Origin of the sequence: Arenibacter catalasegens, assembly GCF_002909235.1 — a bacterium.
Taxonomy (GTDB): domain Bacteria; phylum Bacteroidota; class Bacteroidia; order Flavobacteriales; family Flavobacteriaceae; genus Arenibacter; species Arenibacter catalasegens.
Genome location: NZ_PHQQ01000005.1, coordinates 167,689 through 180,144 on the forward strand (window position 1 = coordinate 167,689; position 12,456 = coordinate 180,144).

Consider the following 12,456-nt stretch of genomic DNA (forward strand, 5'->3'; position numbering starts at 1 on the left):
ATAATGACACACGAACTCAAAAAAATAATACGCGAATACCAATCGGCCACTTCCAGGGGCTTAAAGACCGTTCTGGCCACAGTGGTTGCCTTGGATGGTTCTTCCTATAGAAGACCTGGTGTGCGCATGTTGATATTGGAAGACGGGCATATGGTAGGTGCAGTAAGTGGCGGATGTGTTGAAAAAGAAGTTGTTCGACAGGCAAAGCCCGTTTTTGACGATCAAATCCCCAAAGTAATGACCTATGATGGCCGATTTAGATTGGGTTGCGAAGGCATACTTTATATTTTATTGGAGCCCTTTAGGCCGGACACCTTATTATTGGAAACACTTCAGCAAACAATTCAATCTCGACAACATTTTAAGGTTCGCTCTTATTTTGAAAAAAAAGAAGGCCTAAATACCAATTTCGGCTCAACCTTCTTATTGGGCAACAAGGAATTACCGCTGTTCCCTGACTATCATGGCAAAGATGATCTGGAAGTCTTTGAGCAAAGTATGCAGCCCTGTTTTAAGCTCTTTATCATTGGAGCCGAGCACGATGCAGTACAGTTATGTGGTTTTGCCGCTTTAACTGGATGGGAAGTAACAATTATAGCCGACCCTAGCGAAGAAAAGAATATACTGGATTTCGATGGTGCCCATGAATTTCTAGGAATACTGCCCGAGAGCTTTCCTTTAGGGGAAATAGATCAACACACGGCCATAGTTCTTATGAATCACAGCTACTCTAGAGACTTAAAGTATTTATTAACCTTAAGGAATTCAAAAGCCATATACTTAGGGCTTTTAGGTCCTCATAGAAGACGTGAAAAATTGTTTAATGAATTAATGGAACTTAGCCCAGAGATTACGTACGACTTTTTAGACGGAATCCATGGACCAGCCGGACTTAATATAGGAGCGGAGACACCTCAGGAAATTGCCATAGCCATAGTTGCCGAAATCCTTGCGGTTTCCAGGCAAAAAAAACCTATACTTTTAAAAGATAAAGAAACCGGGATTCACGATTGATGAACAAGGAGCCTAACATAGCTATTTTGATTATGGCAGCCGGGACTTCCTCCCGTATGAAGGCCATTAAACAATTATTGCCTTGGGGAAATACTACTCTAATCGGTAATGCCTTTAAAAATGCCCAAAATTCGAATGCTACTAGCATATGCACCGTCTTAGGGGCCTATAAAGAGGAAATACTACAAGAAACCGACTTTGATCTAATAGATGCTATTTATAATCCCGATTGGAAAATGGGATTGGGGAATTCCATTGCTTGTGGCACAAAGCATCTGCTAGAACAAGATCAGGAGTATGATGGTATTTTAGTGATGCTGTGCGACCAACCTTTTATAGATCGGCAGTATTTAAATACACTGATAGACAATTTTATAAACTCCAATCATACTATTGTGGCCACGAACTATACCAATAGGGTAGGAGTACCCGCTATTTTCGGAAAAATCCATTTTGAAGCCCTACAGACATTGGATTCGGATTTTGGAGCCAAGGACATCATCAAAACCCATATAAATAGTGCCCTGACAATTAGCCCGAACGGAAAAGAGGTAGATATTGATACCATGGAAGAATACGAGCGGCTGCTTAAGAGTGAACAGTGATCAGTTTCAAGGTTTAAGGTTCAAAGTTCCTAATTATTTAATCCAAAAACTATTAGCGTCATTGCGATGAGCTAGGGCGAAGAAGCAATCTCTTTCTTACAGAGTAGGCGGTGGTAGTTTCAGGGTTCAAGATTCAATTTGTATAAGAACTGAATTAAAGTGAAACTCAAAACAATTCTTATAACACTATTGCTATTGAATCCATGATATGGATATTTTTTTTACTTCTCTCTTCGTGTTGTCGGCTATAAAGTATAAATTTAGAATCTAATCCAATGTTGGCATGTCCTTAAAAAATTTATCCCTTGTTTTTATTTTACAAATAGCTTTTACGACTACGCTATTATCCCAAGACATGAGTTTTGAGGAGTACAATCCGGTATCTACCCTTAAAGTTCCAGGGGAGGAAATCCACAGGGCAAAATTTCCATTTATAGATGTACATGGTCACCAGTATCAAATGCCAGCCCAGGACCTCTCCCTGCTTATCGCCGATATGGATAAGCTCAATTTGGGAATCATGGTCAATCTAAGTGGCGGGTCGGGAGAACGGATTAAACAATCCCTGCAAAATATCAAGGATCATTATCCCAACAGGTTTGCTGTCTTTGCCAACGTAGATTTTGATGGAGTAGGCAAAGCTGGTTGGTCCGAGAAGGCTGTTGCGCAACTGGAAGCCGATATTAAAAACGGCGCCAAGGGACTTAAGGTGTACAAGAGTTTAGGATTAAGGGATACAGATACCTCAGGAAAACGATTGGCCGTAGATGATGACCGCTTAAGTGCTATATGGGAGAAATGTGCGGAAATGGGCGTACCCGTTCTTATTCACTCCGCCGATCCCAAACCATTTTGGGATGAGGTAAATTCAGATAATGAAAGGTGGTTGGAACTTAAGACACATCCCCGCAGAAAACGTTCAGCAACAGATCCAGCCTCCTGGGAGCAAATTATTGGGGAGCAACACAACATGTTCAAAAAACACCCTAAGACCAAGTTTATCAATGCCCATATGGGATGGTATGCGAACGATTTGGGCACCTTGGGGAAATTATTGGACGAATTGCCCAATATGTATGTGGGTATAGGAGCCATTATTGCTGAATTGGGCAGACAACCTAAAAATGCACATAATTTTTTTGTAAAATATCAGGACAGGGTCCTTTTTGGTAAGGACAGTTGGAAACCTGAAGAATTTCCTACCTATTTCAGAGTATTGGAATCCGATGACGAATATTTCCCTTATCATAAGAAATACCATGCCTTCTGGGCCATGTATGGAATGGACTTGCCAGATGACGTACTCAAAAAACTATATTACAAGAATGCGCTTAAACTCATTCCTGGATTGGACAAGACCTTATTTCCCAAAGATTAACAGCGCTTTTAAATGCGACTATTTCCTATCTACAGGTTTTTGAATCTTTTCCAATTGTCCATATTCCTGAAAAATACCACATGAAATTGGTTTTTTAACTAGGGATTGGACTTTTCTTCTTTTGGCCAAAGCTTCAATTTGAGGTGATAAAAATGACATATTCGACTATTTTTTGTGATATAAAATTACATTTTTTATAGAACGCCAAGGAAATTAAATTGTTGTTTTAATGTTAATTTTTTTTCTCGTTTTTTATATTGCCTAAATTCCATTGAGCTTCTATTTCACAACATCCCACATTTAAATGTACCCCTATAATGTTTCACTAATATTTAACAGTTAAAAGGCTACGATTTTATATTTTTCCATAAAAATTGAACCTCTGCCATACATTTTCCGTAGGTATGGTAAAATCAAGTTTCTGTGTATCAAAAGGATCGAAAAGGCTTAAAGCCGTGGTTGTTTAAAAGTATAGCTGTCTTCATTGCCTTATGCTATCTTATAGTGCCTTTACAGCAGGGGTTAACGGAACTGATGCACTTTTTATCACATTCTTTTGATCATGTTAGCCAACATCATTCCATTGCCTCCCATTCCCATGGTTTTAACGACCACGACTGGCAGAATAAAGTCCAAACCAGAACGTCATCCTATACATTGGAAGCCCATGAACATATAGAATCGAACGAAATAGGCCTCCACGACCATCCTCACCCACACAATCCGGATAACCATGGGCATGAGATTATAGATTTTATGAGTATGGCATTTAGTGCTTCAGCCCCAACCCATCAAGACAACGACAAGTTTCAGGTACAACCCGAATTGGACAAGCATCTAGTGGTTAATGATTACAAAACTTCCCCAGCTATCCCGACTTTTAAAAAATCATATTTTTCCAACATCAAGGAAAACACTTCAAAAGGAATTCAAACCTTAATTCTACCTCCTCCAAAACCACTTTGCTGATTTAGTAGTGTACAATAATTTTGAAAGGTAACCAATGTCCAATTCTGGAACTAGTTGGTTTGCTACTTCATTATTATTGTCCAATCCCAAGATACTTTAAAGAAAAGGCATTCTTCTTCATCCTATTCACGGCTACGCCCATGAACAGGATAAGCATGCCCTATAAATATATCAAGAATAGCAGATGGCTATTCGGCACAAAACTTAAAACAATGATTAAAAATACACTAGTCGTATTACTTCTTTTTCTTTCTGTAACCCTAAATGCCCATACCATTAACGGATCAATAATGAACCAGGACAAAGCGCCCTTAAGCGGAGTAGGGGTTTATAACAAGAATACGGGCAATTATACCTACAGCAATAGTTCGGGAGCCTTTAGCCTCGCAAACGTTACCAACAATGACCATATCTATTTTTACAGTCTCGGTTTTAAGAACAAAGAACTGCTCATAACCGAAAGTCAATTGGACACCACATTTGAGATAATTTTGGAGGAGGCTGCAGTTTCTTTGGATCAAGTAGTATTGGTATCCAATATAAATGCCATGAGCAGCTTTGTTAATGTGAACGTTAAATCCGATCCGGTAAAATCCTCCCAAGAAATCCTAAGGAAAGTACCTGGCCTCATCATTGGGCAGCATGCCGGTGGGGGCAAGGCCGAACAAATATTCCTAAGAGGTTTTGATATAGATCACGGTACGGATATCGCTATAAATGTGGATGGTTTGCCCGTAAACATGGTATCCCATGCCCATGGCCAGGGTTATGCCGATATGCACTTCATAATTCCGGAAACCATAGATAATATAGATTTTGGAAAGGGTCCGTATTATGCCGACAAGGGAAACTTCAATACCGCTGGATATGTAGATTTGACCACCAAGAAGACCTTGGATAAAAATATGCTAAGCTTGGAAGCCGGAAAATACAACACATTAAGGGGCTTGGGAATGTTCAAGCTTTTGGAAAGTGATGATAACAATGCTTATATCGCCTCTGAATATATGATTTCCGATGGAGTTTTTGAAGCACCACAGAATTTCAACCGGATAAATGTAATGGGGCGTTACAATCACAGGGATAATAACGGAAATGAGATGAATCTAACCGCCTCGCACTTTCAAAGCAAATGGGACGCTTCAGGGCAGATTCCACAACGTGCAGTTGAGAATGGCACTATTGGAAGGTTTGGTGCCATAGACGATACGGAGGGAGGCAATACCAGTCGTACCAACCTTTTAATAAACCACCAAAAACAATTGGACCAGCATAGCCAATTCAAGTCCAAGTTCTTTATTTCTAATTATGACTTTGAACTGTACTCCAATTTTACATTTTTCCTAGAAGACCCTGTGAATGGCGATCAAATAAAACAAAAGGAAAATAGAACCTTGATAGGAGGTGAAACAAGTTATGACAGAACCATACACTTAGAAAATAATTCACAGTTCAGATTCAATACAGGTGTAGGGTTTAGATATGACGACGTAAATGAGGTAGAGCTTTCCCGTACCTTGAACAGAAAGACGACCCTTGAGCGACTTGCTTTTGGCAATATTGATGAACTAAATGCCTATGGGTTTTTGAATATAAACTACAAAATTAACCAGTGGAACATTAACCCAGGTGTCCGATTGGATTATTTAAAATTCGATTATGAAAATTTAATAACGGAGGCCTATGACCAAAAGAGTGAAAACAAACTTGTTATCAGTCCAAAATTAAATGCCATTTTCCAGGCGTCCCAAGATGTACAGTTTTATGCAAAAACAGGTATTGGCTTTCATTCCAATGACACAAGGGTTGTGACGGCCAATAATGGTGAAAGGATATTGCCTTTGGCATTTGGAGCCGATATTGGCACCATTTACAAGCCTAAAGACCGATTGGTATTAAACATGGCTTTGTGGCAACTCTTTCTAGAGCAAGAGTTTGTATATGTGGGGGATGCGGGAATTGTTGAACCCAGTGGCAAGACCCAACGCTTTGGGGTCGACTTTGGAGCTCGATACCAGCTTACAGATTGGCTATATGCTTATGGTGATATCAACTACACCTATGCCAGAAGTACCGAAGAACCTGAAGGCCAAGATTATATTCCCTTGTCCCCAGACCTAACTTCCTCTGGTGGACTTACCTTTAAGGGCTTAAGGAACTTTTCAGGAGGAATAAATTACCGCTTTATCAAGGATCGGCCTGCCAATGAAGACAACTCCATTCTGGCGGAAGGGTATTTGGTGACCGATTTTAATATCAACTACACCTTTAAAAATTGGAGTTTGGGGATAATTATCGATAACCTATTTGATACCGAATGGAACGAGACGCAATTTGCAACAACCAGCAGATTATTTAACGAACCAAGTCCTGTGGAAGAAATCCATTCTACACCAGGGACACCTTTTTTTGCTAGGGGGAAAGTATCGGTAAGTTTTTAATTGAAGTTGTACTCAACTTTTTAGCTCCTTTCCCTTAAGTGGGGAAGGAGTTTTTTTAAAATTAACGGCTTTTTAAAACCCTTAAGAGTTGTCTTACCAGAATTATAGGTACACATCATTTGGCAGATTGCCGCGCTAGGCCTGCCTGACGGCTAGGCAGGCTCGCAATGACGAATCACCGATAACTGTTTACTTACCATCAAGAGTTCTCGATACAAAATACCTGCCGGCATTTCACTCGAACTGACGGGCTCTCAACTTTCCACTGCCCACTGAATACTGATTACTGTTCACTGTTCACTCCATCAAGAGTTCTCGAAACAAAATGCCCATTGGCATTTCACTCGAACTGACGATAGTACTTTTCTTCGTCGATGAAATTTCCACTGTAAACTGTTCACTGATTACTGTTCACTGAATTCTGTTTACTGTTTACTGCCAAATCTCAAACAACAGTTCTCGATACTAAATGCCTACTGGAATTTCACTCGAACTGACGGGATGTAATCTATTCACTTCTAACTATTTAATATTCAATACCAACTATTAGTCGATTATTATTTACTTCGATTTCGACTACGCTCAATCTCCGTTAGAACTTTCGACTTTAAACTTTGAACCATTATTTATGGACTACCCTTTACAATTAAATAATTGCCGAAATACACTTGCTACTGCAGGAATTGGACTGATTTTTTCAATTGGTTAAAAACTAAAGACTCCTCCCTTGTGACGAAGGGAGGTGGCTTCGCCATAAGCGAAGACGGAGGGTTATGAAATCCCAAGGTTTAGACATGAAATCATGTAAGTGAATAGATCTAGGGTCTGGGGCTTCAAACTCCCCTCCCGATAGTTACCGGGACTTTCCCCACTGTTGGCGGGCAATTCATTCCCCTCTTCGTTCCAAGAGGGGAGCCTAAAGGCTCGTCACCCCTTCATGAGTTCTCGATACAAAATGCCTACTGGCATTTCACTCGAACTGACGGGTTTTAAATCGCTCACTATCAAATTAATACCGTTTACTGTTTTAGAGGAAGGAGCTATTATTTTCGTCATTCTTTCAAACTACCCCCCAGACAGCTATAAAAAGGATATGACCCTTATATATGCAGGAGCTACTAGTGCGATTTCTCATATTCATTCGAAATGACTTTCTATTTTCAATATTCAACTTTTATCTAAATATAGTTTCCCACTTCAATCATACGGACTCAATGGTCACTTCGATATGAGCCTATTTTTAGGGCTCCCGATAGCTATCGGGAGAGAAGTCGCACATCCTAGGCATTCCGATTTTGACTACGCTCAATCTCTTTAGAACTTTCGACTTTGAACTTTATAACTTTATAACTTTATGCCTTCCTATAAAATCTTCTCTTTTTCAATTACACTAAGTGCCAGTCTGATGGTAGAATATTCCAATTTTTCTTCAAAATACTCGTAATACGGTTTTAAGGCATCAGGATCTTTAAGCTCTTTCTTGGCTTGGGCTACTAATCCTATGGTTTCCTTATCCACAAACTCATAAATAGCCACATCCTTACCGTCCGAATAGAGTTTGGCCAGATGGGAAAAAATCGTAGTGGGCTTTAATTTCCTTAACTCGGCTATTTCTTCAATACTCTTTCCTTCTTTATAAAGATCATAAGTATCCTGGTAGGTGTGCGACTTCTTCTTTTTCTTTACTTTTTCTGCTTGGAAGGCCTTGATCTCTTGAATAAATAGGTCTCCGTACACTTCCAATTTACGTTGGCCAACTCCATTTATTTCCATTAGTTCTTCCTCACTAGTAGGCCTTTCGGCTTCCATTTCTTTTAAGGTAGCATCGTTGAAAACTAAATAAGCGGGGATATTCTCCTCCAAAGAAATTTGGAACCTTAATAATCGTAGGCGTTCAAATAGAGAGTTTTTAGTTGCTGGCTTCTTGGCTTTTTGTTCTTTTTCCAGGGCCATCCTTTCCTCTTTTTTGATCGGTTTGCTCAACATCACCTTTGTCTTGCCAAATAGGACATCTTTGGAATAGGGGGTTAGCTGTAAAACATTGTTCTTGTGAAAGGCAATCTCACAGAAACCCTGATTTATAAGTTGAATAGCGTAATGCTGCCAATCGTTCCAAGAAATATCCTTTCCAATTCCAAAGGTTTTGATTTCCTGATAATTTTTATCCAACACGGCCGCATTTTGGGCACCCCTTAAAACATCGATTACAATTCCCGTAGCTTCCGATTCTTTTAATCGGGCTATGGTGGATAATATTTTTTGGGCGATTATGGTACCATCAAAAAATTGGGGCGGATTTTTACAGACATCGCAATTACCGCAATCCTTCACTAAAAACTCACCAAAATAACTTAGCAAAATCTTTCTTCTACAGGTGGATGCCTCGGAGAACTGTTTCATTCTATCCAATTTGGCCAATTGTACCTCCTCATTTGCCGCACCCGATGCAAATCGTTGCAACTGGATAACATCCCCATAACTGTGGAACAAAAGGGCCTTTGCCGGTAATCCGTCCCTACCGGAGCGTCCTATCTCTTGATAGTAACCCTCAATGTTCTTGGGCATATTATAATGAATCACCCATCGTACATTGGATTTATCTATTCCCATTCCAAAGGCAATGGTGGCGCATACGATCTGGGTCTTATCAAAAATAAAACTCTCCTGCACCTTGCTACGACTATCAAAATCCAAGCCTGCATGATAGGCCGCTGCTTTAATGCCGTTGTCCAAAAATTTAGCTACCAAGGTCTCGGTTGATTTTCGACTCAAGCAATAAATAATACCAGATTCATTAGGTCTTTTCTTTATAAATTCAAGTATTTGGGATACCCTGTCATGGGCCGCCCTCACTTCTAAAGCAATATTTTTCCTGTCAAAGGAGGCCAAAAATTGTTTTGCCTTGGGTATCTTCAACTGCGCCAAAATATCCTGTCTAGTAGCCTTATCCGCTGTTGCCGTTAAAGCAATTACAGGGGTGAGGGGTAGGGTACTTTTTAAAAATCCCAATTGTTGGTAAGAAGGTCTAAAATCGTGCCCCCATGAGGAAATACAATGCGCCTCATCTACAGCCACACAACTTATAAATTCTTCCTTTAAAATAGGGGAGAGGCCCTGTAAACTTTCAGGGGCCACATAAAGCAATTTCAATTCCCCTTTATGGGTCCTGTCCAATATTTCCTGCTGTTCTTCGGCGGACTGGCTACTATTAAAAAATGCTGCCGGGATACCATTGGCCTTTAGTCCGTCCACTTGGTCCTTCATCAGTGCAATTAATGGAGAAATAACCAAGGTGGTTCCTTTAAATAAGAGGGCTGGCAATTGAAAACAAATGGATTTTCCCCCACCAGTAGGCATGATCACCAAACAATCCTTCTTATTTAGTACAGAAGTAATAATCTCCTCTTGTTGATCTCTAAAGCGATCAAAACCAAAGTATTTTTTAAGATAGGGGTATAATTCGTTCTGGAAATCGGGCATGGGTATCGGTAAAACTGTTGAGAGCCCGAAATTAATCATAATTGAAGCATCATTACAAATTTAATGGGGTTAAAATCCTCAAAAATAAATCAAAATTGAAAGTAACTCCCTAGCTGATCTTAGCCTAAAAATGTTAAATTTATCCATTGCAAACCTTTATAATTTTTAATAATGAACCTTTACCGTAATTACTGCCTTGTTCTTGTCTTTGTATTAATATTCTCCACTAGCTTACAGGCACAAGAATCCTATTCAGCTCCCAAATTGACCAACCCGGATTCTTGGTCCATCATTTTGGTTCCCGATACCCAGACTTATGTGAAGTTCGAAAGAAACCAGGGCACCTTGGAGACCATGACCGCATGGATTAGTGAAAATATTGATGCCTTAAATATAAAAATGGTTTTATGTACTGGGGATTTGGTACAGCATAACGAACTTTTGGTTACGGATAAAATTAATGGAAATGCACCCAGTAGGGAGCAATGGAGGGCAGTATCACACGCATTTGAACGATTGGATGGTAAAGTGCCTTATATTTTAGCGGCCGGTAACCACGATTTTGGCTATAATAATATGGAAAACCGAAATTCGAACTACAACCAATATTTCCCTGTACATAGAAACCTATTAAATGCCAAGGCCTTAAGGGCGGCTGGAAAGAACATAGACGGCTTGCCTTCCGTGGAGAATGCCACCTATGAATTTATTTCGCCCCAAAAAAGAAAATTCTTGTTTCTAAATTTGGAATTTGCACCTCGGGACACCATTTTACAATGGGCCAATAATGAGATTTCCAAAGATATATACAAGGACCACACCGTAGTCTTGCTCACCCATTCTTATTTGAATGCCGAAAACAAACATAAGGAAAAGGAAAACTACCCGATAATTGATGCCAACTATGGCAAGTCGATATGGGAAAAGTTAGTGGCGCCTTCCCAAAATGTGCAAATGGCCATTTCAGGCCATATTGGCTCCCCGGATAATTTTAGGAAGCATACCGCTTTTAAAGTGGATAAGAATGCTGGCGGAAAAAAAGTAAATCAGATTACCTTTAATGCACAGGCAATGGGTGGTGGTTGGAATGGAAATGGGGGAGACGGTTGGCTTCGGATCATGGAATTTTTGCCCGATGGAAAAACGGTGATCACCACTACATTTTCACCCTATTTTGCCATATCGCCCACTACACAAAAAATGGCCTATCAAAAGGATGATTTTAACAATTTCAATATACAATTGGACTAAATACACTGATTTTCAGGACAATTTTAGTTTCATTTATAGGAAGCTAACTTAAAACCAGCGTATTAATCCTCAATTAAAAATTAAATTAGAAGCTAAATCCCTGTCCTGTCTTATCTTAAAAAGGGTGAATTTATCTGTTGCAAACCTTAATAATTTTCTAAAATGAACATTTGTCGAAATTACTGCCTTATTCTTGTTGCCGTATGTACCCTCTTTACCGCCCTGCAGGCACAGGAATCCTATTCTCCCCCAAAATTATCCAATCCGGATTCATGGTCCATTATTTTGGTACCCGATACCCAGAGCTATGTGAAGTTCGAAAGAAACCAAGGCACTTTGGAAACCATGACCGCCTGGATCAGTGAAAATATTGATGCCCTTAATATAAAAATGGTTTTATGTACGGGAGATTTGGTAGAGCAGAACGAACTTTTGGTTCCGGATAAATTAAACGGAAATATGCCCAGTAGAGATCAGTGGGGGGCAGTGTCTCACGCGTTTGAGCGGTTGGATGGAAAGGTACCTTATATCTTAGCGGCCGGTAACCATGATTTTGGCTATAAAAGTGTTGAAAATCGAAAATCGAACTACAGTCAGTATTTCCCTGTTCATAGGAATCTTTTAAATGCCAAGGCATTACGCGCTGCTGGCAAAAATATTGACGGTTTACCTTCTGTAGAGAATGCTACCTATGAATTTATTTCGCCACAAAAAAGAAAATTCTTGTTTCTAAATTTGGAATTTGCGCCCCGGGATACCATTTTAAATTGGGCCAACAATGAGATCTCCAACGAACTTTATAAGGATCATACTGTGGTAATCCTTACCCATTCTTACTTGAATTCCAAAAATCAACACATGGAAAAGGAAAACTACCCCATAGACGATGCCAACTACGGCAAGTCGATTTGGGAAAAGTTAGTGGCGCCTTCCAAAAATGTACAAATGGTAATTTCAGGCCATATTGGATCCCCTGATAATTTTAAGGGGCATACCGCATTTAAAGTAGATAAGAATGCTGATGGTAAAAAAGTGAATCAGATCACGTTTAATGCGCAGGCCATGGGTGGTGGTTGGCATGGAAATGGGGGAGACGGTTGGCTTCGAATTATGGAGTTTTTGCCCGATGGAAAAACGGTGATCACCACTACATTTTCACCCTATTTTGCTATATCGCCCACTACACAAAAAATGGCCTATCAAAAGGATGATTTCAATAATTTCAATATACAATTGGACTAATTACCCTGATTTTCAGGACAATTTTAGTTTCATTTATAGGAAGCTGGCTTAAAACCAGCGTGAAAATCCTTATAAA

The 12,456-nt window shown here is 39.7% G+C and carries 9 protein-coding genes; 7 read left to right on the plus strand and 2 right to left on the minus strand.

Annotated elements, in window-relative coordinates:
• The first annotated feature begins 3 nt into the window (after positions 1-3).
• The 3 genes from CWD90_RS06315 (at position 4) to CWD90_RS06325 (ending at position 2,997) form a co-directional block, all read left to right on the plus strand.
• A complete protein-coding gene (locus tag CWD90_RS06315; RefSeq protein ID WP_103475085.1) occupies positions 4-1,014 on the plus strand; it encodes an XdhC family protein in 1,011 nt (336 codons plus the stop codon).
• Positions 1,014-1,619, plus strand: a complete 606-nt coding sequence (locus CWD90_RS06320) for a nucleotidyltransferase family protein (protein ID WP_103475086.1) — start codon at positions 1,014-1,016, stop codon at positions 1,617-1,619. The genes CWD90_RS06315 and CWD90_RS06320 overlap by 1 nt, the downstream gene beginning before the upstream one ends.
• A 283-nt stretch (positions 1,620-1,902) precedes the next feature.
• Positions 1,903-2,997 (plus strand): amidohydrolase family protein, encoded by a 1,095-nt coding sequence (locus CWD90_RS06325; protein ID WP_103475087.1) that lies wholly within the window; start codon positions 1,903-1,905, stop codon positions 2,995-2,997.
• An 18-nt stretch (positions 2,998-3,015) separates the two neighbouring features.
• On the opposite strand, the gene CWD90_RS23180 is transcribed toward CWD90_RS06325, so the two are convergent.
• Positions 3,016-3,156, minus strand: a complete 141-nt coding sequence (locus CWD90_RS23180) for a hypothetical protein (protein ID WP_192877996.1) — start codon at positions 3,154-3,156, stop codon at positions 3,016-3,018.
• Positions 3,157-3,420: 264 nt separating this feature from the next.
• Between CWD90_RS23180 and CWD90_RS06330 the strand changes: the two genes are divergently transcribed.
• Positions 3,421-3,966 carry a hypothetical protein gene (locus tag CWD90_RS06330; protein ID WP_157941171.1) on the plus strand — a complete coding sequence of 182 codons (546 nt, stop codon included), beginning with the start codon at positions 3,421-3,423 and terminating at the stop codon, positions 3,964-3,966.
• Positions 3,967-4,178: 212 nt separating this feature from the next.
• Complete coding sequence (locus tag CWD90_RS06335; protein ID WP_103475089.1) at positions 4,179-6,407, plus strand: TonB-dependent receptor; 2,229 nt, start codon at positions 4,179-4,181, stop codon at positions 6,405-6,407.
• A gap of 1,362 nt (positions 6,408-7,769) precedes the next feature.
• On the opposite strand, the gene recQ is transcribed toward CWD90_RS06335, so the two are convergent.
• Positions 7,770-9,926 (minus strand): DNA helicase RecQ, encoded by a 2,157-nt coding sequence (gene recQ / locus CWD90_RS06340; protein ID WP_394335819.1) that lies wholly within the window; start codon positions 9,924-9,926, stop codon positions 7,770-7,772.
• Between the two features lie 132 nt (positions 9,927-10,058).
• On the opposite strand from recQ, the gene CWD90_RS06345 reads away from it, so the two are divergent.
• On the plus strand, positions 10,059-11,138 hold the full coding sequence (locus CWD90_RS06345) for a metallophosphoesterase (protein WP_103475091.1): 1,080 nt from the start codon (positions 10,059-10,061) through the stop codon (positions 11,136-11,138).
• Positions 11,139-11,300: 162 nt separating this feature from the next.
• Complete coding sequence (locus CWD90_RS06350; protein ID WP_103475092.1) at positions 11,301-12,380, plus strand: metallophosphoesterase; 1,080 nt, start codon at positions 11,301-11,303, stop codon at positions 12,378-12,380.
• Positions 12,381-12,456: the final 76 nt, after the last annotated feature.